At 70.6% G+C, this 24,893-nt stretch carries 18 protein-coding genes; 2 read left to right on the top strand and 16 right to left on the bottom strand.

Annotation, left to right across the window (positions count from 1 at the left end; translation table 11 throughout):
• Position 1: 1 nt before the first annotated feature.
• Together ACH4F2_RS03525 and ACH4F2_RS03520 are read right to left on the bottom strand one after the other, a co-directional pair.
• On the bottom strand, positions 2-2,608 hold the full coding sequence (locus ACH4F2_RS03525) for a lipopolysaccharide biosynthesis protein (RefSeq protein ID WP_398131023.1): 2,607 nt from the start codon (positions 2,606-2,608) through the stop codon (positions 2-4).
• Positions 2,601-3,857: a DegT/DnrJ/EryC1/StrS family aminotransferase gene (locus ACH4F2_RS03520; protein ID WP_398131022.1), complete on the bottom strand. Its 1,257-nt coding sequence runs from the start codon at positions 3,855-3,857 to the stop codon at positions 2,601-2,603. Before ACH4F2_RS03520 ends, ACH4F2_RS03525 begins: the two co-directional genes overlap by 8 nt.
• Positions 3,858-4,261: 404 nt before the next feature.
• Between ACH4F2_RS03520 and fahA the strand changes: the two genes are divergently transcribed.
• Together fahA and ACH4F2_RS03510 are read left to right on the top strand one after the other, a co-directional pair.
• Positions 4,262-5,494, top strand: a complete 1,233-nt coding sequence (gene fahA, locus ACH4F2_RS03515) for a fumarylacetoacetase (RefSeq protein ID WP_398131021.1) — start codon at positions 4,262-4,264, stop codon at positions 5,492-5,494.
• A gap of 242 nt (positions 5,495-5,736) precedes the next feature.
• Positions 5,737-6,675: a M56 family metallopeptidase gene (locus tag ACH4F2_RS03510; RefSeq protein ID WP_398131020.1), complete on the top strand. Its 939-nt coding sequence runs from the start codon at positions 5,737-5,739 to the stop codon at positions 6,673-6,675.
• 46 nt (positions 6,676-6,721) lie between these two features.
• On the opposite strand, the gene recQ is transcribed toward ACH4F2_RS03510, so the two are convergent.
• The 14 genes from recQ to ACH4F2_RS03440 all read right to left on the bottom strand — a co-directional run bounded on the left by recQ (position 6,722) and on the right by ACH4F2_RS03440 (position 24,882).
• Positions 6,722-8,734, bottom strand: coding sequence for a DNA helicase RecQ (gene recQ, locus ACH4F2_RS03505; protein WP_398131019.1), 2,013 nt, complete (start codon positions 8,732-8,734; stop codon positions 6,722-6,724).
• A gap of 390 nt (positions 8,735-9,124) precedes the next feature.
• Positions 9,125-10,783 (bottom strand): NADH-quinone oxidoreductase subunit NuoN, encoded by a 1,659-nt coding sequence (nuoN, locus tag ACH4F2_RS03500; RefSeq protein ID WP_398131018.1) that lies wholly within the window; start codon positions 10,781-10,783, stop codon positions 9,125-9,127.
• Positions 10,780-12,351 (bottom strand): NADH-quinone oxidoreductase subunit M, encoded by a 1,572-nt coding sequence (locus ACH4F2_RS03495; protein ID WP_398131017.1) that lies wholly within the window; start codon positions 12,349-12,351, stop codon positions 10,780-10,782. Before ACH4F2_RS03495 ends, nuoN begins: the two co-directional genes overlap by 4 nt.
• Positions 12,352-12,356: 5 nt before the next feature.
• Positions 12,357-14,321: an NADH-quinone oxidoreductase subunit L gene (gene nuoL / locus ACH4F2_RS03490; RefSeq protein WP_398131016.1), complete on the bottom strand. Its 1,965-nt coding sequence runs from the start codon at positions 14,319-14,321 to the stop codon at positions 12,357-12,359.
• A 14-nt stretch (positions 14,322-14,335) separates the two neighbouring features.
• The gene (gene nuoK / locus ACH4F2_RS03485) at positions 14,336-14,635 is read right to left on the bottom strand and encodes an NADH-quinone oxidoreductase subunit NuoK (protein ID WP_003974374.1); all 300 of its coding nucleotides are present in this window, start codon (positions 14,633-14,635) and stop codon (positions 14,336-14,338) included.
• Positions 14,632-15,489, bottom strand: coding sequence for an NADH-quinone oxidoreductase subunit J (locus tag ACH4F2_RS03480; protein ID WP_398131015.1), 858 nt, complete (start codon positions 15,487-15,489; stop codon positions 14,632-14,634). The genes nuoK and ACH4F2_RS03480 overlap by 4 nt, the downstream gene beginning before the upstream one ends.
• Complete coding sequence (gene nuoI, locus ACH4F2_RS03475) at positions 15,486-16,127, bottom strand: NADH-quinone oxidoreductase subunit NuoI (RefSeq protein WP_398131014.1); 642 nt, start codon at positions 16,125-16,127, stop codon at positions 15,486-15,488. The genes ACH4F2_RS03480 and nuoI overlap by 4 nt, the downstream gene beginning before the upstream one ends.
• Positions 16,120-17,496: an NADH-quinone oxidoreductase subunit NuoH gene (gene nuoH, locus ACH4F2_RS03470; protein ID WP_398131013.1), complete on the bottom strand. Its 1,377-nt coding sequence runs from the start codon at positions 17,494-17,496 to the stop codon at positions 16,120-16,122. The genes nuoI and nuoH overlap by 8 nt, the downstream gene beginning before the upstream one ends.
• Positions 17,493-20,009: an NADH-quinone oxidoreductase subunit G gene (locus ACH4F2_RS03465; protein ID WP_398131012.1), complete on the bottom strand. Its 2,517-nt coding sequence runs from the start codon at positions 20,007-20,009 to the stop codon at positions 17,493-17,495. The genes nuoH and ACH4F2_RS03465 overlap by 4 nt, the downstream gene beginning before the upstream one ends.
• The gene (nuoF, locus tag ACH4F2_RS03460; protein ID WP_398131011.1) at positions 20,006-21,355 is read right to left on the bottom strand and encodes an NADH-quinone oxidoreductase subunit NuoF; all 1,350 of its coding nucleotides are present in this window, start codon (positions 21,353-21,355) and stop codon (positions 20,006-20,008) included. The genes ACH4F2_RS03465 and nuoF overlap by 4 nt, the downstream gene beginning before the upstream one ends.
• Positions 21,352-22,224 carry an NADH-quinone oxidoreductase subunit NuoE gene (gene nuoE / locus ACH4F2_RS03455; protein ID WP_398131010.1) on the bottom strand — a complete coding sequence of 291 codons (873 nt, stop codon included), beginning with the start codon at positions 22,222-22,224 and terminating at the stop codon, positions 21,352-21,354. The genes nuoF and nuoE overlap by 4 nt, the downstream gene beginning before the upstream one ends.
• Entirely contained in the window at positions 22,221-23,555 is a 1,335-nt protein-coding gene (locus tag ACH4F2_RS03450) for an NADH-quinone oxidoreductase subunit D (RefSeq protein ID WP_398131009.1), read from the bottom strand. Before ACH4F2_RS03450 ends, nuoE begins: the two co-directional genes overlap by 4 nt.
• Positions 23,552-24,331, bottom strand: a complete 780-nt coding sequence (locus ACH4F2_RS03445) for an NADH-quinone oxidoreductase subunit C (protein WP_398131008.1) — start codon at positions 24,329-24,331, stop codon at positions 23,552-23,554. The genes ACH4F2_RS03450 and ACH4F2_RS03445 overlap by 4 nt, the downstream gene beginning before the upstream one ends.
• Positions 24,328-24,882: an NADH-quinone oxidoreductase subunit B family protein gene (locus ACH4F2_RS03440; protein WP_018528252.1), complete on the bottom strand. Its 555-nt coding sequence runs from the start codon at positions 24,880-24,882 to the stop codon at positions 24,328-24,330. The genes ACH4F2_RS03445 and ACH4F2_RS03440 overlap by 4 nt, the downstream gene beginning before the upstream one ends.
• Between the last annotated feature and the right edge of the window lie 11 nt (positions 24,883-24,893).

The raw sequence follows: 24,893 nt of genomic DNA, 5'->3' as shown, positions 1-24,893 counted from the left end.
ATCAGTCCCTGGACATGTCGTTCGGTCTGGTGCGGTGCTGCGGGGGCGGTGCCGTGTCCGTCGTGCCCCGCATCGGGGCCGGGCGGCGCAGGGACAGGAGAAGGACGACGAGGACGAGCAGCAGGAGGAGAGGCGGCGCGACCGGCGCGAGCTCCTGACGCCAGACCCAGCCACCCACCGCGGCGAGATACAGGACCCCCCAGCGTCCCTGCCACGGCAACCGGCCGCCCGCCTTCGCGAGCAGCAGCCACAGCGGTACGAGACACAGCAACTGCAGGACGAGCGGCGTCCAGCGAAGCAGTGGGCCGGGCCCGTCGAGCCCCACCGCTTCCGCGAGAAATCCTGCCGTCTCGGTATATAACGTCCCGCCTACCGCCTCAGGTTCCCGGCCGAGGGCGACGGGTGCCGCGTACAGGGCGAGGACGGCGGCGCCCAGCGCGGTGCCGGGCAGCCATGGGTCGGGCGAGACGCACAAGGTCACGGATGCCACGAACACCACGAGCAGCAGGGCTCCCGCGACCAGCGCCGGCAGGGGCAGCCCGCGCAGCAGTTCCTGCCCCGTGAGATCGGCCGCTGTCCCGGTCGCGCCGCCCAGCCAGGGAAGTTCCCGCATCGCCACCAGGAAGACCACGGTGGCGACGCCGAGCAGCAGCCACAGGGCGGGCCGCAGACGTCGCTCGGGGATCGCCCCGATTCCGTCGTCGTCCTCGGCGAACTCGTCGTCACCGACGAACTCGTCCACGACGAAGCTGCCGTCACCGCCGAACCCGCCGTCACCCCCGTCACCGCCGAACCCGCCGTCGTCGCCGTCAGAACCGCGGTCCCCGTCGGGGCCGAGGCCACCGGTCTCGGGGCGGTCGGCATCGTCGTGCCGGTCGTCGCCCGGTCGGGGACCGGAATCGGAGGCGGCGTCAGGAACGGAGCCGAGGGCCGGGTCCACGTCGGTGACGTCGTCGTCCACGCCGGATTCCGGGTCCTGGCCGGCTACGGGTCCTGGCTCGGTGCCGGGTTGGCGTGGCCGCCGGACGATCACCGCGAGGGTGTCCGCCTCCAGGGCTTCCCGCTCGTACCCCGGGCGCCCGATGAACAGGGCGACGGTGTCGTCCCGTGACGCCTCGTCGGACTGCCCGTGCTCGTACGCCGCCCGCCGCGCCCAGTTCGTGCCGTACCCCGCGGTGGCGTTCAACCGCGCCCAGTGGGTGCCGTAGGAGGTGCCGGGGCCGGGCTTGCGCCCACCTCGCAGTCGGGCGCCGTCGGAGTCTCCCGAGGTTCCGGGCTCGCCGGAACCACTCGCTCCGTCGATGCCTCGCAAGGCGGCGCGCAGGCCGGGCACGCAGCCGACGGCGACCACCGTCATGCTCCCCATCACCGCCCAGCCGGCGCCCGCGATCCCGGCCGGGGTGAACAGCATCGCCGCGCTGCCCAGCACGAGGAGGCACATGGTGCCCTGCACGGCGGCGAGCACGCCGGTACGTCCCTGGACGCGGAGCACACCGATGTACAGCTCGACCACGATGCGGGGCAGCGCGCCGATGGCCAGCAGACGCAGCACCGTGGAGCCGTGCTCGGCGTAGTCCTCGTCGAAGGGCGCGAGGATCTGCGGGGCGAAGACGACCAGGAAGAGCACCACCGGCACCAGCAGCAGCGTCATGCGGCGCAGCGCTCCACGGACGCCGTCGGCGAGGCGGCGCGGGTCGTGCGAGGCGTGCGCGGTGAGGGAGGAGGCCATGTTGATGGCCATGAACTCCATCGTGCCGCCGACGGTGTAGGCGACGTAGAAGTAGCCGTTCTCCGCCGCGCTGAAGTTGACCGCGACCATCACCGGCAGCAGGTTGATCATCGCCAGGCTGAAGAGCGCCCCCAGCGAGTCCCCGGCGAGAAACCGCCCCATCTCGCGGACCTTGGGCGGCTCCACGTCGTGGTCGGCAGCGGCCTGGCGCGGGATGAGTCTTCGGAAGATCAGCCAGCCGAGGGGTAGGGTGGAGAAGGCGATGGCCACGGCCCAGGACACGAAGATGCCGAGCACCGGCAGCGTGGTCGCGAAGACGGCCAGCAGGATCAGCTTCCCGACCGAGAACACCGCGTTCCCGGCGGGCACCCACTCCGCCTTGCGCAGTCCGGTCAGCACGCCGTCCTGGAGGGTGAGCAGCGCCCAGGCCACGCACGCCGCGACGAACAGCGCCCCCGCCTCGGCGGTGCCCAGCGGTGCGTACGACGCACCCCACAGGTCGAGGGTGAGCAGGAAGACGACGGCGGCCACGGCGACGATCACCGAGCTGGCCGCGTACGCACGCCACACCAGCCACCCGGTCGCGCGGCCGGCGCGCGGCACGAAGCGGACCACGGCGCCGATCATCGTGGTCGCCGTGATGCTGGCGAGCAGCCGCATGGCGGCGATGGCGGCGGAGCCCTGGCCGACGGCCTCCTCCGAGTAGTAGCGGGCGGCCACCAGCCAGAAACCCAGGCCGAGCACTGCGGAGACACCGGTGCTGAGCATCAGGAAGTAGGCGTTCTTGAAGAGCGAGTCGCCACCGCGCCCGCTCCCGGACACCGCCGAACCACCGGACGCGGAAGCCGCGGCGGTCTCGTGCACCTGTGTCTCAGCCACCGGACGGAACCAGCCCTTCCGGTGCCTCGGCAGGCCGTACCCCGGACTCCTCCAGCGCCGCGACGACCGCACGGGCCCGCAGCGGGTCCACGGGCAGCGCGTGCCGCGCGAACCAGCGCGCCCCCTCCGGCGAGGGCGACGGGTCGGTGAAGGCGGCGCCCGCGTAGTCGTCCAGCGGCGGGTCGTAGAGGTATCCGACGACGATGCCGCGCCGGGCCAGCGCCCGGGCCGCCGCGTCCCTGTCCGCCACCAGCAGCGGCACCCGGAACAACGGCTGAGCCGTGCCCGGTGACCGGCTCCTCGCGCCGTCCCACGCGGCCGGCCGCGCCCAGCGGGTCGACAACAGCAGCTCCGTGCCCGCACGGCAGTCGGCGAGTACGTCGTCCAGCCGGTCGAGCCCGCGTCCGATGCGCCCGAGCCGGAACCGGCCGGCCCGCAGCCGGTAGTCGTGCATGTCGACGCGGACCCAGGAGTCGTGAGCGTCCAGGCCGGGGGCCGAGGCGACCGCGCGGGCCAGCTCGTCCGGACGCAGCGGCATCCGGATCTCGTCCCGTTCCGTCAGCCCCAGCAGCCGCATCGTGGCCCAGGCGGCCGGCCGGAGTCGCAGTCCGCGTACGGCGGCCTCCGCGTACGGCCGCACGGCATAGGCGAGTTCCGCCGTCGCCCGGCGGGGAAGCAGCAGGTCGTCGCAGGCCTTCTCCAGCGCCTCCCGCAGCCCCGGATCGGCGAGGGCGAGGATTCCTCCGGCCTTCGCTCCGACGTGCTTCGACAGGCTGAAAACGGAGGCGTCGCCCCAGGCACCGACCGGCCGTCCACCCACCTCACTGCCGATGGCGTGCGCCGCGTCCTCGAACAGCGGGATGCCCAACGCGTCGCAGCGGTCCCGCAGTCCGGGCGCCGCATCCGGGTTCCCGTACAGGTTCGTCGTCAGTACGGCGGACAGCGAGCCCCACGTCTCCTCGGGCACGGCATCGATGTCGATGGACGCGTCCGACGGATTCAGCGGCGCCTGCACCGGCCGCAGTCCGGCGGCGAGCACGACGAAGAAGATGACGTCGTCGTTGACCGGCGACATCAGCACCCGGCCGCCCGGCGGGCACCAGTGACGCAGTGCCGCGTACAGCCCGAAACGGCATGACGGTACGTACACGCATTCCCGGCCGAGTCGGCTGCGCATGGTTTCTTCCAGCCGCTTCCTCGGCTGCGAACCAGACCGCACCGAACCCGGACCGGCCTCCCCTGTGGCCATCCGCCCCCCTGGTGTGCCATCGAAGGCCCCCTCCCCGAGGCCTTCCGGCACCCGCCCAGAGTCACCCCGTTCGCACCGCTCCGTCAAGATTGCGTACCGGCCTGTGGACAACTTCCCGCATTCAAGCGGAAGCGGAGCGCCACATCCCCGGCCGTTCACGCGGGCGTACGCGGGCGGTGCGGGAGCCGCACCACCGGTCACTCCACCCGCCTCCCGCACCGGCGCCCGGGCCACTTGGCGCACGTCAGCCCGCCGCGCACGTCCTCCCCCGCCACACTCCGCCACCTCCCGAGGCACTGCCCAAGACCGGTATGCCACCCGTAACGTGTGGCCCGGCCACGACCCACGTGGCGCACACGGCGCGCACGGCGCACATGGCGAGCACGAAAGCGAGGCAGCACCCGATGCCCCCCTTCGACGTCCCCGAGGGCGACCCCTTCGGCCCGCACAACCTTCCGTACGGCGTGTTCTCGATCCCCGGCACGCAGGAGCGGACGGTCGGCGTCCGGCTCGGCGACCACGTCCTCGACGCCGGCGCGGCGGCCCACGCGCTCGGATCGCCGTACGCCTCCCTGCTCGCACGGCCCACCCTCAACCCGCTGCTGGCGGCCGGCCGCACCGCCTGGTCCGACGTACGACGCGCGCTGACCGCCTGGGTGACGGTCCCCTCCCACCGCGAGAGCCTGGAACCCCTGTTCCACCCGCTGTCGTCGGTGGCCCTGCACCTCCCCTTCGAGGTGGCGGACTACGTCGACTTCTACGCGTCCGAGAACCACGCCCGGAACGTCGGCCAGATCTTCCGCCCCGACGCCGCCGACTCCCTCACCCCGAACTGGAAACACCTCCCGATCGGCTACCACGGCCGCTCCGGCACGGTCGTCGTGTCCGGCACGGACGTCGTACGGCCGTCCGGGCAGCGCAAGGCCCCTGCCGACGCCGCTCCCGTCTTCGGCCCGTCCGTCCGCCTCGACATCGAGGCGGAGGTCGGCTTCGTGGTGGGCGTGCCGTCCGAGATGGGCAGCCCGGTGGCGCTCGGCGACTTCCGCGAGCACGTGTTCGGACTCTGCCTGCTCAACGACTGGTCCGCGCGGGACGTCCAGGCCTGGGAGTACGTCCCCCTCGGTCCGTTCCTCGGCAAGTCCTTCGCCACGTCCGTGTCGGCCTGGATCACGCCGCTGGACGCCCTGGAGGAGGCGCGGGTGGCCCCGCCGGAGCGCACGCACGCCCTGCTCCCCTACCTGGACGACACGGCCGGGGAGCAGGGCGAACCCGGAGGGTACGACCTGCGGATCTCCGTCGCCGTCAACGGCCATGTCGTCTCCGAACCGCCGTTCTCCACCATGTACTGGACGGCCGCCCAGCAGCTGGCCCACATGACCGTCAACGGCGCCTCCCTGCGCACCGGCGACCTCTACGGATCCGGCACGGTGAGCGGACCGACCGAGCGGGAGCGCGGGTCCCTGCTCGAACTGACCTGGAACGGACGCGACCCGCTGGAACTCCCCGACGGCAAGCGGACGTTCCTGGAGGACGGGGACGTGGTGACCCTGTCGGCCTGGGCCCCGGGTCCGGACGGCGTCCGAGTGGGGCTGGGCGAGGTGACCGGCCGGGTGACCGGGCCGCGGGCCGGACGCTAGCTCCCGGGGCGCCCTCACGCCCGGATCAGTTGCCCGTCGGGGCCTGACTCGCACCGCCCGTCACCGTCATACTGGCGTCGGGCGGTGTGCGCGGCACCTCCGCACCCGCGCGACAAGCACCGCCGCACCGAGGAACACCAGGGCACCCCGAAGCCTCGGCACCGCCCACCGGAACCGCACCACAGCCCAGAACCGCACCACAGCCAGAGCCGCCCTTCCGACCAGGATCCGGAGCCCGTGGCATGACCGTCTGCCTGCTCCTGCTGTTCGTCGTCGCCGTGACCGCCGCGGTGCCGGTGCCGCGCGCACTGACCCGGTCCGCGTGGCCCGAACGGGATCCGGTGGTCGCACTGTGGGTGTGGCAGTGCCTGGTCGCCACCGTCCTGCTGTGCTGCCTGACGGCTCTGGTCCTCGGCGCCGCCGCCGTCTTCGGCACCGTCCGCGCCCAGCTCTTCGCACCGGCGCCGCCCGCGGTGACCGCTGCCTACAACCTCTCCGCCGGCCCGCCCTGGGCGTCCGCCCTCACCCTGCTGCTGGCCGGCGGCGCCGCCTGGACGACCGCCATGCTCGCCCGCGAGCTCGTCGAGGCACGCCGACGGCGCACCCAGTCACGCGCCCACCTGCGCGAACGCGCCCCCGACCTGCCCGCCGGACTCCCCGCCGCCCGCGGCCCCCTGCTGGTGCTGGAGGACGAGTACCCGGACGCCTGGTGGATGCCCGGCAACCCTCCCCAGCTGATCGTCACCACCGGCGCCCTGCAGCGCCTCACCGACCGTCAGCTCGACGCCGTCCTCACCCACGAGCGCGGCCACGCCCGGGCCCGCCACGACTGGCTGCTGCACCTGTCCACCGCCCTGGCCACCGGCTTCCCGCGGGTCCCGCTGTTCGCCCACTTCTGCGACCAGACCCACCGCCTGGTCGAACTCGCCGCCGACGACACCGCCTCCCGCCGCTGCGGTCACCTGACCACCGCGCTTGCCCTGATCGAGCTGAACCAGCACCGAGGCGTCCTGTCCTGTTCCTCCAGCCACCGCCTCCTCGGCGAACGCGTCGACCGCCTCTTGGAACCCCCGCCGCGTCTGCTCCCCCGGCACCGGGCCCTGACCACGGCGACAGCCGCCCTGGTCCCCCTTCTGCCGCTTCTGATCACCTTTGCGCCGGGCCTGACGGCGCTGGCGTAGGCAGCCGCGCCGCGCAGGACGCCCGGCCGACGTCCCGGAAAGTCCTCTATACCCACTCGTCGGGCTCGGGCTCCGGCTCGGGCTCCGGCCAGTCGTCCGCGTGGTCCTCGCCAGGGCCGGAACCGGCCGACGGACGGCCCGGTGCGGGCGCCGTGGCGGCGGCCGGCCCGTCCAGTCCCGCCAGCACCGCCAGCACGCCCTCCCCGTACGTCGCCAGCTTCTTCTCACCGACCCCGCTGATGCCCCCGAGCTGCCCGATCGAGGTGGGCCAGGTGGTGGCGATCTCCCGGAGCGTGGCGTCGTGGAAGATGACGTACGCCGGAACCCCGTGCTCGCGGGCCTGCTCCGCACGCCAGGCGCGCAGCGCCTCGAAGGCGGGGAGCAGTTCGTCGGGGAGTTCGGCCGCGGCGGCCTTGGACTTGCGGTCCCCGCGTCCGCCGCCCGCCGACCGGGCCGTGGCCGGCTTCCTGGGCTCCTTTCGCAGCGGCACCTCACGCTCCCGCCGCAGCACCGCCCCACTGGCCTCGGTCAGCACCAGCGTGCCGTACTCGCCCTCGACCGCGAGCAGGCCCTGGGCGAGCATCTGCCGGGCGACGCCCCGCCACTCTCCCTCGGTCAGCTCCTCGCCGATACCGAAGACGGAGAGCTGGTCGTGGTCGAACTGGATGACCTTGGCGGTGCGCTTGCCCAGCAGGATGTCGATGATCTGACCCGCGCCGAACTTCTGTCCGCGCTCCCGCTTCAGCCGCACCACCGTCGACAGCACCTTCTGTGCCGCGACCGTGCCGTCCCAGGTCTCCGGCGGGGTGACGCAGGTGTCGCAGTTGCCGCAGTCGGCCGCGTCCGGGTCCTGCCCGAAGTAGGCGAGGAGCTGACCGCGTCGGCATCGGGCGGTCTCGCACAGGGCGAGCATCGCGTCCAGGTGGGACTGGGCCCGGCGCCGGAACGCCTCGTCGCCCTCGCCGGACTGGATCAGCTTGCGCTGCTGTATGACGTCGTTGAGTCCGTACGCCATCCAGGCCGTCGACGGCAGCCCGTCCCGCCCGGCGCGGCCGGTCTCCTGGTAGTAGCCCTCGACCGACTTGGGCAGGTCCAGGTGGGCGACGAACCGCACGTCCGGCTTGTCGATGCCCATGCCGAACGCGATGGTCGCCACGACCACCAGGCCCTCCTCCCGCAGGAACCTCGACTGGTGGGCGGCGCGGGTGCCCGCGTCGAGGCCCGCGTGGTACGGCACCGCTTCGACGCCGTTGCGGGACAGGAACTCGGCGGTCTTCTCGACGGAGTTGCGCGAAAGGCAGTACACGATGCCCGCGTCCCCGGGGTGCTCCTCGCGCAGGAAGCTCAGCAACTGCTTCTTCGGGTCCGACTTCGGCACGACCCGGTACTGGATGTTGGGCCGGTCGAAGCTCGCCACGAAGTGCCGCGCCGTCGGCATGTTCAACCGCTCGGTGATCTCGCGGTGTGTCGCGTGCGTGGCCGTCGCGGTGAGCGCCAGGCGGGGCACGTCGGGCCAGCGCTCACCGAGCAGCGACAGGGCGAGGTAGTCGGGCCGGAAGTCGTGGCCCCACTGCGAGACGCAGTGCGCCTCGTCGATCGCGAAGAGGGAGATCTTGCCCCGGGAGAGCAGGTCGAGGGTGCCCTCCAGGCGCAGCCGCTCGGGCGCCAGGTACAGCAGGTCCAGCTCGCCCGCGAGGAACTCGGCCTCCACCACGCGCCGCTCGTCGAAGTCCTGCGTGGAGTTCATGAACCCGGCCCGCACACCGAGCGCCCGCAGCGCGTCCACCTGGTCCTGCATCAGCGCGATCAGCGGCGAGACCACGATGCCCGTGCCGGGCCGGACCAGGGACGGAATCTGGTAGCACAGCGACTTGCCACCGCCGGTCGGCATGAGCACGACGGCGTCGCCGCCCGCCACCACGTGGTCGACGACCGCCTCCTGCTCGCCGCGGAAGGCCTCGTACCCGAAGACCCGGTGCAGCGTGGCCAGCGCCTCGCTGTCCACGTCCCTCACCTGTGCCGCCTCTGCCATCTCGCCGATCACGCCCGTCCCGCCCATCGTCCCGTCCCCCGTACGTCCTGCCTCGCCCGTCTGGTCTGTCTGGTCTGTCTGGTCCGTCCTGTCCCGACCACTGCCTCAACGATAGGGGGCCGCGCCGACAGCCCCGGAGTTATCCACAGGCCCGCCCGCTGTAACGACCGTCACCGGCGTCAAGAACACGGCAGTCGGTCACACGTTCGCGGTAGACCCGTCCGTTTCAGCCGAGGCCCGCACCAGCGTCGGCGTCTTCCGCGAGCGCATGAAGGTGAGCGCGTCCTTGCCGATGGATCTGGACCTGACCGCCATCAAGGCCAGCCCCGGCGGCGAGCAGCTCCCGTGCACACGGCAGCGGCCCGGCATACCCCGAGAGGATGCCGGGCCGCTGCCGTGGAAGGCGCGAGCGCCGCGTCAGCGCACGAACACCCCCGCCTGCCCCGCCAGGTCCAGGAAGTACTGCGGCGCCACACCGAGCACCACCGTGACCGCCACTCCGACGCCGATGGCCGTCATCGTCAGTGGTGACGGCACCGCGACGGTCGGGCCTTCCGGCCTCGGCTCGCTGAAGAACATCAGGACGATCACGCGGATGTAGAAGAACGCCGCGATCGCCGACGAGATCACACCGATCACGACCAGCGGCGCCGCGCCGCCCTCCGCCGCCGCCTTGAACACGGCGAACTTGCCGGAGAAGCCCGAGGTCAGCGGGATACCCGCGAAGGCCAGCAGGAACACCGCGAACACGGCCGCCACCAGCGGCGACCTGCGCCCGAGACCGGCCCACTTCGACAGGTGCGTCGCCTCGCCGCCCGCGTCGCGCACCAGTGTCACGACCGCGAAGGCGCCGATCGTCACGAAGGAGTACGCGGCCAGGTAGAAGAGGACGGACGAGATGCCGTCCGGCGTGGTCGCGATGACACCGGCGAGGATGAAGCCCGCGTGCGCGATCGACGAGTACGCCAGCAGCCGCTTGATGTCGGTCTGCGTGATCGCGACGATCGCGCCGGCCAGCATGGTGACGATCGCCACGGCCCACATCACCGGCCGCCAGTCCCAGCGCAGGCCGGGCAGGACGACGTAGAGGATGCGGAGCAGGGCGCCGAAGGCCGCCACCTTGGTCGCCGCCGCCATGAAGCCGGTCACCGGCGTCGGCGCGCCCTGGTACACGTCCGGCGTCCACATGTGGAACGGCACCGCGCCCACCTTGAACAGCAGGCCCATGACGATCAGCGCGGACCCGACGAGCAGGAGCGCGTCGTTGCCCATGGTGTCGGCGAGCGCCGGGGTCACGTTCTGGACGGTGCCGTCGACGACCTGCGCGATCGTGCCGTACGACATGGAGCCCGCGTAGCCGTAGAGCAGGGCGATGCCGAACAGGGTGAACGCGGAGGCGAACGCACCGAGCAGGAAGTACTTGACCGCCGCCTCCTGCGACATCAGCCGCTTGCGGCGGGCCAGCGCGCACAGCAGGTACAGCGGGAGGGAGAAGACCTCCAGGGCCACGAAGAGCGTCAGCAGGTCGTTGGCCGCCGGGAAGACCAGCATGCCGGCGACGGCGAAGAGCAGCAGCGGGAACACCTCGGTGGTGGTGAACCCGGCCTTCACCGCCTTCTGCTCGCTCTCGCTGCCCGGTACTGCGGCGGCCTGCGCGGCGAAGGAGTCGACGCGGTTGCCGTGCGCCTCCGGGTCGAGTCGCCGCTCGGCGAACGTGAACAGGCCGACCAGGCTCGCCAGCAGAATGGTGCCCTGCAGGAACAGGGCCGGTCCGTCGACGGCGATGGCGCCCATCGCCGCGATGCCCGCCTTGGTCGTGCCGTATCCGCCCGCCGCCAGCGCGACCACCGCGGCGAAGGCGGCGATCAGCGCGACGGTGGACACGAACATCTGCACGTAGTAGCGGGACCTGCGGGGCACGAAGGCCTCGATCAGGATTCCGATGATCGCCGCGCCGATGACGATCAACGTGGGCGACAGCTGCCCGTACTCGATCTTCGGCGCGTCGATCTTCGAGATCGGATCGGCCGCCGTCGCCGCCGTTGTCCACAGGCTGTGGACGGCTGTTGTGCTCACTTGGCCGCCTCCACCGCAGGCTGGGGGTCCTTCTTGTGTACGTCGGACATGGTCTGCTCCACCGCGGGGTTGACGATGTCCGTGACGGGCTTCGGGTAGACGCCCAGGAAGATCAGCAGCGCCACCAGCGGCGCCACGACCACCAGCTCACGCACCCGCAGGTCGGGCATCGCGGACACCTCCGGCTTCACCGGGCCCGTCATCGTCCGCTGGTAGAGGACGAGGGTGTAGAGCGCGGCGAGGACGATGCCGAAGGTGGCGATGATGCCGATCACCGGATAGCGGGTGAAGGTGCCGACCAGGACCAGGAACTCACTGACGAAGGGCGCGAGGCCCGGCAGGGACAGGGTCGCCAGGCCGCCGATCAGGAAGGTGCCGGCGAGCACGGGGGCGACCTTCTGCACTCCGCCGTAGTCGGCGATGAGCCGCGAGCCGCGCCGCGAGATCAGGAATCCGGCGATCAGCATCAGCACGGCGGTCGAGATCCCGTGGTTGACCATGTAGAGCGTCGCGCCGGACTGGCCCTGGCTGGTCATCGCGAAGATGCCCATGACGATGAAACCGAAGTGGGAGATCGACGCGTAGGCGATCAGCCGCTTGATGTCGCGCTGGCCGACCGCGAGCAGCGCCCCGTAGATGATGCTGATGACCGCCAGGACGAGGATGACCGGCGTCGCCCACTTGCTCGCCTCCGGGAAGAGCTGGAGGCAGAAGCGGAGCATCGCGAAGGTGCCGACCTTGTCGACGACCGCCGTGATGAGCACGGCGGTCGGAGCGGTCGACTCCTGCATGGCGTTGGGCAGCCAGGTGTGCAGCGGCCACAGCGGCGCCTTCACCGCGAAGGCGAAGAAGAAGCCGAGGAACAGCCACCGCTCGGTGTTGGTCGCCATGTCCAGTTCGCCGCTCGCCCGTGCCTCGGCGATCTCGGTGAGGGAGAAGTTCCCGGCGACCACGTACAGGCCGATCACCGCGGCCAGCATGATCAGCCCGCCGGCCAGGTTGTAGAGGAGGAACTTCACCGCGGCGTACGACCGCTGCGTCGCCGCCGTCTTCTCACCGTGCTCGTGGGCCCGGTCCCCGAAGCCGCCGATGAGGAAGTACATCGGGATCAGCATGGCTTCGAAGAAGATGTAGAAGAGGAAGACGTCGGTGGCTTCGAAGGAGATGATCACCATCGCCTCGACGGCAAGGATCAGGGCGAAGAAGCCCTGCGTCGGCCGCCACCGGCTGCTGCCGGTCTCCAGCGGGTCGGCGTCGTGCCAGCCCGCCAGGATGATGAACGGGATCAGCAGGGCGGTCAGCGCGATCAGCGCCACCGCGATGCCGTCCACGCCCAGCTCGTACCGGACGCCGAACTCCGCGATCCAGGAGTGGGACTCGGTGAGCTGGTAGCGGTCGCCGTCGGGGTCGAACCGGATGAGGACCGTGATCGCCAGTGCGAGCGTGGCCAGTGAGACCAGCAGCGCCAGCCACTTGGCCGCGGTGCGTTTCGCGGCCGGCACGGCTGCCGTGGCGATCGCCCCGACGGCCGGGAGGGCCGCCGTGACTGTCAACAGGGGAAAGGACATCGGTATCAGACCGCCCTCATCAGCAGGGTCGCGGCGACGAGGACCGCCGCACCGCCGAACATCGAGACCGCGTAACTGCGCGCGAACCCGTTCTGCAGCTTGCGCATCCGCCCGGACAGGCCGCCGACCGAGGCCGCCGTGCCGTTGACGACCCCGTCGACCAGGGTGTGGTCGACGTAGACCAGGGAGCGCGTGAGGTGCTCGCCGCCGCGGACCAGGACGACGTGGTTGAAGTCGTCCTGGAGCAGGTCGCGCCGGGCGGCCCGGGTGAGCAGCGACCCGCGCGGGGCGACGGCCGGGACCGGACGGCGGCCGTACTGCGCCCAGGCGGCCGCCACGCCGATCACCATCACGGCGACCGTGGAGATGGTGACCGTCAGGGCGCTGATCGGCGCGTGGCCGTGGTCGTGCCCGGTGATGGGCTCCAGCCAGTGCACGAAGCGGTCGCCGATGCTGAAGAACGCACCGCCGAACACCGAGCCGACGGCCAGCACGATCATCGGGATCGTCATGGTCTTCGGCGACTCGTGCGGGTGGGGAGGCGTGTACTCGCCGCGGGTTTCGGCCGCGGGCTCCACGTCGGGGGCCGCGGGCGACGGCGTCGGGGCCTTGCGCCAGCGCTCCTCGCCGAAGAACGTCATCAGCATCACGCGCGTCATGTAGTACGCCGTGATGGCCGCGCCCAGCAGGGCGCAGGCGCCGAGGATCCAGCCCTCGGTGCCGCCCTTGGCGAACGCCGACTCGATGATCTTGTCCTTGGAGAAGAAGCCGGACAGACCCGGGAAGCCGATGATGGCGAGGTAGCCGAGGCCGAAGGTGACGAACGTGACCGGCATGTACTTGCGCAGTCCGCCGTAGCGGCGCATGTCGACCTCGTCGTTCATACCGTGCATGACGGAGCCGGCGCCGAGGAACAGCCCGGCCTTGAAGAAGCCGTGCGTCACCAGGTGCATGATCGCGAAGACGTAGCCGATGGGGCCGAGACCGGCGGCCAGCACCATGTAGCCGATCTGCGACATGGTCGAGCCGGCCAGTGCCTTCTTGATGTCGTCCTTGGCGCAACCGACGATCGCACCGAACAACAGCGTGACCGCGCCGACGATGGTGACCACCAGCTGCGCGTCGGGCGCGCCGTTGAAGATCGCGCCGGAACGGACGATCAGGTACACGCCCGCCGTCACCATGGTCGCGGCGTGGATGAGGGCGGAGACCGGGGTCGGGCCCTCCATCGCGTCCCCGAGCCAGGACTGCAGCGGCACCTGTGCCGACTTCCCGCAGGCGGCGAGCAGCAGCATCAGGGCGATCGCGGTGAGCTTGCCCTCGTCGGCCGAGCCCGCGAGCCCGGCCTCCCCGTGGCCACCGAGCACCGGCCCGAAGGCGAAGGTGCCGAACCACAGGAACATCAGCATGATCGCGATGGACAGGCCCATGTCGCCGACGCGGTTGACCAGGAAGGCCTTCTTCGCGGCGGTGGCGGCGCTGGGCTTGTGCTGCCAGAAGCCGATCAGCAGGTAGGAGGCGAGACCGACGCCCTCCCAGCCGACGTACAGCAGCAGGTAGTTGTCGGCGAGGACGAGCAGCAGCATCGCCGCCAGGAACAGGTTCAGATAGCCGAAGAAGCGGCGGCGGCGCTCGTCGTGCTCCATGTACGCGACCGAGTACAGATGGATGAGCGAGCCGACGCCGGTGATCAGCAGGACGAACGTCATCGACAGCTGGTCGAGCCGGAAGGCGACGTCGGCCTGGAATCCCTCCACCGGGATCCAGCTGAACAGGTGCTGCGTCAGGGTGCGGTCCTCGGCGCCGCTGCCGAGCATGTCGGCGAAGAGGACGACACCGATCACGAAGGACGCGGCGGCCAGCAGCGTACCGATCCAGTGACCGACGGCGTCCAGCCGGCGTCCGCCGCACAGCAGGACCGCCGCTCCGAGCAGGGGCGCCGCCACCAGCAGCGCAATCAGATTCTCCACGATTCAGCGACCCCTCACAGCTTCATCAGGCTGGCGTCGTCGACCGAGGCCGAGTGGCGGGAACGGAACAGGGACACGATGATCGCGAGCCCGACCACGACCTCCGCGGCGGCGACGACCATCGTGAAGAAGGCGATGATCTGGCCGTCGAGGTTGCCGTGCATCCGGGAGAAGGCGACGAACGCGAGGTTGCAGGCGTTGAGCATGAGCTCGATGCACATGAAGACCACGATCGCGTTGCGCCTGATCAGCACGCCGGTGGCGCCGATCGTGAACAACAGGGCCGCGAGGTAGAGGTAGTTGACGGGGTTCACTTCGACGCCTCCTCGGACCGCTTGGAGTTGCCCGGCTCGCCCGCATCGCGTTCGAGGCGCTCCTCGGACCGCTGCTCCAGCGCCTTCAGGTCGCCCAGCGCCTCCATCGACACGTCACGGATCTGGCCCCGCTCGCGCAGCGTCCTGCTGACGGTGAGCTCGGACGGGGTGCCGTCGGGCAGCAACCCCGCGATGTCGACCGCGTTGTGCCGGGCGTACACGCCGGGCGCCGGCAGCGGCGGCAGGTGCTTGCCCTCGCGGACGCGCCGCTCGGCCAGTTCGCGCTGGGTCGCCGCCCGTTCGGTGCGCTCGCGGTGGGTGAGCACCATGGCGCCGACCGCGGCCGTGATGAGCAGGGCGCCGGTGATCTCGAAGGCGAAGACGTACTTGGTGAAGATGAGGGAGGCGATGCCCTCCACGTTGCCGTTCGCGTTCGCCTGGGCCAGGCCGCTGAACTCCGTGACGGACGCGTTGCCGATGCCGGCGACGAGCAGGATGCCGAAGCCGAGCCCGGACAGCAGGGCCAGCCAGCGCTGGCCCTTGATGGTCTCCTTCAGGGAGTCCGCCGCGGTGACACCGACGAGCATCACCACGAACAGGAACAGCATCATGACCGCGCCCGTGTAGACGACGATCTGCACGATGCCGAGGAAGTAGGCACCGTTGGCGAGGTAGAAGACGGCCAGGACGATCATGGTCCCGGCGAGGCAGAGCGCGCTGTGCACGGCCTTCTTCATGAAGACGGTGCACAGGGCGCCGATCACCGCGACGGTGCCGAGGATCCAGAACTGGACGGCCTCTCCCGTGGAGGTGCCGGCAGAGAGAGTCGCTGCGGCGGCGAGCTGCCCGGTCATCGGCGGATCACCTCCTCCGACGCCGGTTCGGTCCCGCCGAACGTCGAGTCGCCCTCCTGGACGACCTCGCCCTCGGAGTGGGCGACCTGCTGGACCGTGCCGGGCGCGGCCTCGGTCACCAGGCCCCGGTAGTAGTCCTGCTCGTCCGTGCCCGGGTAGATGGCGTGCGGCGAGTCGACCATGCCCTCCTCGAGGCCGGCGAGCAGCTGCTCCTTGGTGAAGATGAGGTTGGCACGGCTGGAGTCGGCCAGCTCGAACTCGTTGGTCATCGTCAGCGCGCGTGTGGGGCACGCCTCGATGCACAGGCCGCACAGGATGCAGCGGGCGTAGTTGATCTGGTAGACGCGGCCGTACCGCTCGCCCGGCGAGTAGCGCTCCTCGTCGGTGTTCTCCGCGCCCTCCACGTAGATGGCGTCGGCCGGACACGCCCAGGCGCACAGCTCACACCCGACGCACTTCTCCAGGCCGTCCGGATGACGGTTGAGCTGGTGCCGTCCGTGGAAGCGCGGAGCGGTGGTCTTCTGCTGCTCCGGATACTGCTCGGTCAGCCGCTTCTTGAACATGGCCTTGAAGGTCACGCCGAAGCCGGCCACGGGGTTCATGAAACCGGGATCGGTCTCCTTGGGTTCCTCAGCCATCGGACGCCTCCTTTCCATCCGTAGATCCGCCCAGAGGTCCGTTACTCTGAGTATCGGCCCCGCCACTGACAATGAGCTCTCGCTCCCGGCGCGGACGCCGCCTGGGCACCGGCGGCGACTCCTGTCCGGGCATCGGCGGTACGGGGAACCCGCCGGCCATCGGGTCGAAGGAGGCCGGCTCCTCGACGGGCTCCTCGGCCTGCTTGCCCTTCTCGCGGTACATGTCCACGACGAAGGACAGCACCAGCAGGACCAGGACGCCGCCGGCGATGTAGAGGGCGATGTCGGTGAAGTCGTAGCCCTCGTTCCTGAGGGCCCGCACCGTCGCGACCAGCATCAGCCAGACCAGGGAGACCGGAATGAGCACCTTCCAGCCGAGCTTCATCAGCTGGTCGTAGCGGACCCGGGGGAGGGTGCCGCGCAGCCAGATGAAGAAGAACAGCAGCAGTTGCACCTTGACCACGAACCAGAGCAGCGGCCACCAGCCGTGGTTGGCGCCCTCCCAGAAGGTGCTGACCGGCCAGGGGGCGCGCCAGCCGCCGAGGAACAGCGTGGTGGCGACCGCCGAGACCGTCACCATGTTCACGTACTCGGCGAGCATGAACATCGCGAACTTGATCGACGAGTACTCGGTGTTGAAGCCGCCCACCAGGTCGCCCTCGGACTCGGGCATGTCGAAGGGTGCGCGGTTGGTCTCGCCGATCATGGTGACGATGTAGAGGACGAAGGAGACCGGCAGCAGCACGATGTACCAGCGGTCGTTCTGCTGGGCGACGATCTCCGACGTCGACATCGACCCCGAGTAGAGGAACACCGAGGCGAACGCGGCGCCCATCGCGATCTCGTAGGAGATCATCTGCGCGCAGGACCGCAATCCGCCGAGCAGCGGATACGTGGAGCCGGAGCTCCAGCCCGCGAGCACGATGCCGTAGATGCCGACCGAGGCGACCGCCAGGATGAACAGCATCGCGATCGGCAGGTCGGTGAGCTGCATCGCGGTGCGGTGACCGAAGATCGAGATCTCGTTGCCGGCCGGCCCGAAGGGAATCACCGCGATCGCCATGAAGGCCGGGATGGCCGCGACGACCGGCGCGAGGACGTACACCGCCTTGTCGGCGCGCTTGACGATGACGTCTTCCTTGAGCATCAGCTTGATGCCGTCGGCGAGCGACTGGAGCATGCCCCAGGGGCCGTGCCGGTTCGGGCCGATGCGCAACTGCATCCAGGCGACGACCTTGCGCTCCCACACGATGGAGAACAGCACGGTAACCATCAGGAAGGCGAAGCAGAACACCGCCTTGACGACGACCAGCCACCAGGGGTCGGTGCCGAACATCGAGAGGTCTTCAGCGGCGAGGTACGCACTCATGCCTCCACCTCCTTGGGGGCTGTGTCCGTCGGTGTCGCCGGTCCGACGCGGACGAGGGTGCCGGGCAGTACCCCGGCGTCGGAGGCGACGCCGGTGCCGGCCGAGTTCAGCGGCAGCCAGACCACCCGGTCGGGCATCTCGGTGATCCGCAACGGCAGTTCGACGGCTCCGGCCGGGCCGGTCACGGCCAGGAGGTCGCCCTCCTTGACGCCCGCCTCGGCGGCCGTGGCGGCCGACACGCGCGCGTGAGCGGCGTGCCGGGTGCCGGCGAGTGCCTCGTCGCCCTGCTGGAGGAGGCCCTGGTCGAGCAGCAGCCGGTGCCCGGCCAGTACCGCCTCCCCGGCGGCCGGCCGCGGCAGCCCGCTCGCGGTCTGCAGCGGTTCGCCGGCCCACGGCCCGTCCCAGGTGCCGAGCCGGTCGATCTCCGCGCGCGTGGTACGCAGATCCGGCAGACCCAGGTGTACGTCCATGGCGTCGGCGAGCATCTGGAGCACGCGGGCGTCGGACGGCGCGAGGCGACGGGTCATCTGGTCGGGCTTGAGCGCGGCCTCGAAGGACCGCACCCGGCCCTCCCAGTTCAGGAAGGTCCCGGCCTTCTCGGCGACCGCGGCGACGGGCAGGACGACATCGGCGAGCTCGGTGACCTCGCTGGGCCGCAGCTCCAGCGACACCACGAAACCGGCCTCGGCGAGTGCCGCACGCGCGCGTGCCGGATCGGGCAGGTCGGCGACTTCCACGCCCGCCACCAGCAGGGCCTGCAGCTCGCCCCGGGCCGCGGCCTCGACGATCTCACCGGTGTCGCGGCCGTAGCGGTGCGGAAGGTCGGCCAGACCCCAGACCGCGGCGACCTCCTCGCGCGCGCGGGCGTCGGTCGCCGGGCGGCCGCCCGGCAGCAGCGACGGCAGCGCGCCCGCCTCGACCGCGCCTCGCTCTCCGGCACGGCGCGGGATCCACACCAGCCGGGCGCCGGTCGCGGAGGCGGTCCGTACGGCGGAGGTCAGGCCGCCGGCCACGGCCGCCAGCCGCTCGCCGACGACGATCACGGCGCCCTCGGCGCGCAGTGCCTCGGCGGCCCGGGCACCGTCGTCCTGCAGGCCGACGCCGCTCGCGAGGGCGTCCAGCCACTCGGTCTCGGTGCCCGGAGCGGCGGGCAGCAGCGTGCCGCCCGTCTTCTCCAGACCCCGCGTGGCGTGCGTGGCCAGCGAGAAGACCCGCTGTCCGTGCTTGCGCCAGGCCTTGCGCAGCCTCAGGAAGACGCCGGGCGCCTCCTCCTCGGCCTCGAACCCGACCAGCAGGACGGCGGGCGCTTCCTCCAGCGCCGTGTACGTGACTCCCGTACCTCCCCCGGCGCCCGCGAGATCACGGCCGCGTCCGGCGATCCGGGAGGCCAGGAAGTCGGCCTCCTCGGCGCTGTGCACGCGCGCGCGGAAGTCGATGTCGTTGGTGTTGAGCGCCACGCGCGCGAACTTGCTGTACGCGTAGGCGTCCTCCACGGTGAGCCGGCCGCCGGTCAGCACACCGGTCCGGCCCCGCGAGGCGAGCAGCCCCTGCGCGGCGATCTGCAGGGCCTCCGGCCAGGAGGCCGGCTCCAGGTCGCCCTCCGCGTTGCGCACCAGCGGCGTCGTCAGCCGGTCCCGCTGCTGCGCGTACCGGAAGGCGAAACGCCCCTTGTCGCAGATCCACTCCTCGTTGACCTCGGGCTCGTTGGCCGCGAGGCGCCGCATGACCTTGCCGCGCCGGTGGTCGGTGCGGGTCGCGCAGCCGCCGGAGCAGTGCTCGCAGACGGACGGCGAGGAGATCAGGTCGAAGGGACGGGAGCGGAACCGGTACGCCGCCGAGGTGAGCGCGCCGACCGGGCAGATCTGGATGGTGTTGCCGGAGAAGTACGACTCGAAGGGGTCGCCCTCACCGGTGCCGACCTGCTGGAGCGCACCGCGCTCGATCAGCTCGATCATCGGGTCGCCCGCGACCTGGTTGGAGAACCGGGTGCAACGCGCGCAGAGCACGCACCGTTCGCGGTCGAGCAGCACCTGCGTGGAGATCGGCACGGGCTTCTCGTAGGTCCGCTTCTTCCCCTCGAAGCGGGAATCGGCCTGGCCGTGCGACATGGCCTGGTTCTGCAGCGGGCACTCACCGCCCTTGTCGCAGACCGGGCAGTCCAGCGGGTGGTTGATGAGCAGCAGCTCCATCACACCGTGCTGTGCCTTCTCGGCGACGGGCGAGGTGAGGTGGGTCTTCACCACCATTCCGTCGGTGCAGGTGATGGTGCAGGACGCCATGGGCTTGCGCTGGCCCTCGACCTCGACGATGCACTGGCGGCAGGCGCCGGCCGGGTCGAGGAGGGGGTGGTCGCAGAACCGGGGGATCTCGATGCCGAGCTGCTCGGCGGCCCGGATGACCAGGGTGCCCTTGGGCACGCTGATCTCGGCGCCGTCGATCGTCAGCGATACGAGGTCCTCCGGCGGGACCGCCGCCTGCCCCCCTCCCGAGGGAGCATTGGTGGTCACGGTCATGCGTTCACCTCCGTGCGGTCGGCCCAGGCCGTCGACTTGGCCGGGTCGAAGGGGCAGCCGCGGCCCGTGATGTGCTGCTCGTACTCCTCGCGGAAGTACTTCAGCGAGGAGAAGATCGGCGAGGCGGCACCGTCGCCGAGGGCACAGAAGGACTTGCCGTTGATGTTGTCGGCGATGTCGTTCAGCTTGTCGAGGTCGGACATGGCGCCCTTGCCGGCCTCGATGTCACGCAGCAACTGGACCAGCCAGTACGTCCCTTCGCGGCACGGTGTGCACTTGCCGCAGGACTCGTGGGCGTAGAACTCGGTCCAGCGGGTGACGGCGCGCACGACGCAGGTCGTCTCGTCGAAGCACTGGAGCGCCTTCGTGCCGAGCATGGACCCCGCGGCGCCCACCCCTTCGTAATCGAGAGGGACGTCGAGGTGCTCGTCGGTGAACATCGGCGTCGAGGAGCCGCCCGGTGTCCAGAACTTCAGCCGGTGACCGGGGCGCATGCCACCGCTCATGTCGAGGAGCTGGCGGAGCGTGATGCCGAGCGGGGCCTCGTACTGGCCGGGGCCCGCGACGTGGCCGCTGAGGGAGTAGAGCGTGAAGCCCGGGGACTTCTCGCTGCCCATCGACCTGAACCAGTCCTTGCCCTTGTTCAGGATCGCGGGAACCGATGCGATCGACTCGACGTTGTTCACCACAGTCGGGCACGCGTAGAGGCCCGCGACGGCAGGAAAGGGGGGACGGAGCCGCGGTTGGCCCCGGCGGCCTTCGAGCGAGTCGAGCAGTGCGGTCTCCTCACCGCAGATGTACGCGCCCGCGCCCGCGTGCACGGTGAGTTCGAGGTCGAGCCCGCTGCCCAGGACGTTCTCGCCGAGGAAGCCGGCCGCGTAGGCCTCGCGCACGGCCTCGTGCAACCGCCGCAGCACTGGGACGACTTCACCACGCAGATAGATGAAGGCATGCGAAGACCTGATGGCGTAACACGCGATGACGATGCCCTCGATGAGGCTGTGCGGGTTCGCGAAGAGGAGCGGGATGTCCTTGCAGGTCCCCGGCTCCGACTCGTCGGCGTTGACAACTAGATAGTGAGGCTTGCCGTCCCCCTGGGGAATGAACTGCCACTTCATCCCCGTCGGGAACCCCGCGCCGCCGCGTCCGCGCAGACCGGAGTCCTTGACGTACGCGATCAGGTCGTCCGGCGACATCGCCAGCGCCTTGCGGAGCCCCTCGTACCCCTCGTGCCTCCGGTAGACGTCCAGAGTCCAGGACTCGTCCTCGTCCCAGAAGGCCGACAGCACGGGTGCGAGCAGCTTCTCCGGGCTGGTGCCCTTGATCTCGGCTGCCACGGTCATCACTCCCCCTCCTCGGCGGTAGGCCCTGCCGGGTTGGAAGGGTCGGATGCCGATGTGTCCTGCGGCGCGTCGTGCGAGCTCAGGTGTTCCGTCGGGGACGGGTCGTGCACGGCCCGGTCCTGCGGCGCGTCGTGCGGTCCGCCGTCCCGCGGGTGCACCACGCGCGCGGCGGGCGCCTCACCCTTGGCCAGCCGCAGGCCGGCCAGGGAGGCGGGACCCGCGCTGCCGCCGGCCGCGACGGCGCCGTCCCGTTCGTCGGGGAAGCCCGCCAGGATCCGGGCGGTCTCCTTGAAGGTGCAGATCGGCGCACCGCGCGTGGGCGTCACCGGCCGTCCCGCGCGCAGGTCGTCGACGAGGGCGCGGACGCTCGCCGGGGTCTGGTTGTCGAAGAACTCCCAGTTGACCATCACGACCGGCGCGAAATCGCAGGCCGCGTTGCACTCGATGTGCTCCAGGGTGACCTTGCCGTCCTCGGTGGTCTCGCCGTTCCCGACGCCGAGGTGCTCCTGGAGGGACTCGAAGATGGCGTCGCCGCCCATGACCGCGCACAGCGTGTTGGTGCAGACGCCGACCTGGTAGTCGCCGCTCGGCCTGCGCCGGTACATGCTGTAGAAGGTGGCGACCGCGGTGACCTCGGCCGTGGTCAGGTTCAGCATGTCCGCGCAGAACCGCATCCCGGTGCGCGTGACGTGCCCCTCCTGCGACTGCACGAGGTGCAGCAGCGGCAGGAGGGCGGACCGGGAGTCCGGGTAGCGGGCGATGACCTCGCGCGCGTCGGTCTCCAGCCGGGCCCGGACGTCGTCCGGGTAGTCGGGCGCGGGCAGTTCCGGCATGCCCAGGCTGACGCCCCGCTCCGAAGAAGAGGTGGTCACCGGTCGACGCCTCCCATCACGGGGTCGATGGACGCCACGGCGACGATGACGTCGGCGACCTGGCCGCCCTCGCACATCGCCGCCATGGCCTGCAGGTTGGTGAAGGACGGGTCCCGGAAGTGGACCCGGAAGGGGCGGGTGCCGCCGTCGGACGCGACGTGCACGCCGAGCTCGCCCTTGGGCGACTCCACCGCCAGGTAGGTCTGGCCCGGTGGCACGCGGAAGCCCTCGGTGACCAGCTTGAAGTGGTGGATCAGGGCCTCCATGGAGGTGCCCATGATTTTTTTGATGTGGTCGAGGGAGTTGCCCAGTCCGTCCGGTCCCAGCGCCAGCTGGGCGGGCCAGGCGATCTTCTTGTCGGCGACCATGACCGGGCCGGGCTGGAGCCGGTCCAGGCACTGCTCGACGATCCGCAGCGACTGGCGCATCTCCTCCAGCCGGATCAGGAAGCGGCCGTAGGAGTCGCAGGTGTCGGCGGTCGGGATGTCGAAGTCGTACGTCTCGTAGCCGCAGTACGGCTGGGCCTTGCGCAGGTCGTGCGGCAGGCCGGTCGACCTGAGGACCGGCCCCGTGGCGCCGAGGGCCATGCAGCCGGCCAGGTCGAGGTAGCCGACGTCCTGCATGCGGGCCTTGAAGATGGGGTTCCCGGTGGCGAGCTTGTCGTACTCCGGGAGGTTCTTCTTCATCTTCTTCACGAACTCGCGGATCTGGTCCACCGCGCCGGGCGGCAGGTCCTGGGCGAGTCCGCCCGGGCGGATGTACGCGTGGTTCATCCGCAGGCCGGTGATCAGCTCGTAGATGTCGAGGATCAGTTCACGGTCGCGGAAGCCGTAGATCATGATCGTGGTGGCGCCGAGTTCCATGCCGCCGGTGGCGATGCACACCAGGTGCGAGGAGAGCCGGTTCAGCTCCATCAGCAGGACCCGGATGATCGAGGCGCGGTCCGGGATCTCGTCCTCGATGCCGAGGAGCTTCTCGACGCCCAGGCAGTACGCCGTCTCGTTGAAGAACGGCGTCAGGTAGTCCATGCGCGTCACGAACGTGGTGCCCTGCGTCCAGGTCCGGTACTCGAGGTTCTTCTCGATACCGGTGTGCAGGTAGCCGATACCGCAGCGGGCCTCGGTGACCGTCTCGCCGTCGATCTCCAGAATCAGGCGGAGCACGCCGTGGGTGGACGGGTGCTGCGGTCCCATGTTGACGACGATGCGCTCGTCGTCGGCGCGGGCGGCGGACTGGACGACCTCGTCCCAGTCGCCGCCGGTGACCGTGTAGACGGTGCCTTCGGTGGTCTCGCGCGCGGAGGCCGCGGACGCTGACTGTGTGCTGCTCACGAGTACGACCTCCGCTGGTCCGGAGCCGGGATCTGGGCACCCTTGTACTCGACGGGGATGCCGCCGAGGGGGTAGTCCTTGCGCTGCGGAAAGCCCTGCCAGTCGTCCGGCATCATGATCCTCGTCAGGGCCGGGTGACCGTCGAAGACGATGCCGAAGAAGTCGTACGTCTCGCGCTCGTGCCAGTCGTTCGTCGGGTAGACGGAGACCAGTGACGGGATGTGCGGGTCGCTGTCGGGGGCGCTGACTTCGAGGCGGATCAGCCGGTTGTGGGTGATCGAGCGCAAGTGGTAGACGGCGTGCAGCTCGCGGCCCTTGTCGTGCGGGTAGTGGACGCCGCTGACGCCGGTGCAGAGTTCGAAGCGCAGGGCCGGGTCGTCGCGCAGGGTGCGGGCGACGCGGACCAGGTGCTCGCGTTCGATGTGGAAGGTCAGCTCGTCGCGGTCGACGACCGTCTTCTCGATGGCGTTGTCGGGCAGGAGTCCCTGCTCCTCCAGCGCCCCCTCCAGCTCGTCGGCGACCTCGTCGAAGTATCCGTATGCGCCTTCGGCGCGCGGGCCGCCGTAGGGCCTGCTCGCCGGCCCGGGGAGCCGGACGGAGCGGACCAGGCCGTCGTAGCCGGAGGTGTCGCCGCCGTTGTTGGCGCCGAACATCCCGCGCTGGACGCGGATCTCCTCGCCGCCCTGACCGCGCCGGCCGGGCAGGTTCTCCGCGGAGAGGTCCTTCTCGGGGTTCACCCCGTTCGCGTCACCTGCCGTGTTGTTCGCGTCGCTCACCGCAGCAGCCCCTTCATCTCGATGGTGGGCAGGGCCTTGAGCGCCGCTTCCTCCGCCTCGCGGGCCGCCTCCTCGGCGTTCACCCCGAGCTTGGAGCTCTGGATCTTCTGGTGGAGCTTGAGGATGGCGTCCATCAGCATCTCGGGCCGCGGCGGACAGCCGGGGAGGTAGATGTCGACCGGGACGATGTGGTCGACGCCCTGGACGATCGCGTAGTTGTTGAACATGCCGCCCGACGACGCGCAGACCCCCATGGAGATCACCCACTTCGGGTTCGGCATCTGGTCGTAGACCTGCCTCAGCACCGGCGCCATCTTCTGACTGACCCGGCCCGCGACGATCATCAGGTCCGCCTGCCGCGGTGAGCCGCGGAAGACCTCCATGCCGAAGCGCGCCAGGTCGTAGCGGCCGGCGCCGGTGGTCATCATCTCGATGGCACAGCAGGCGAGGCCGAAGGTGGCGGGGAAGACGGACGACTTGCGTACCCAGCCTGCGGCCTGCTCGACGGTGGTCAGCAGGAAGCCGCTCGGCAGTTTTTCTTCGAGTCCCATGTCAAAGGCCC

Origin of the sequence: Streptomyces sp. NPDC017890, assembly GCF_044328675.1 — a bacterium.
Lineage (GTDB): Bacteria > Actinomycetota > Actinomycetes > Streptomycetales > Streptomycetaceae > Streptomyces.
Note: the sequence above shows the minus strand (reverse complement) of the source record. Positions and strands in the feature narration are given on the sequence as shown.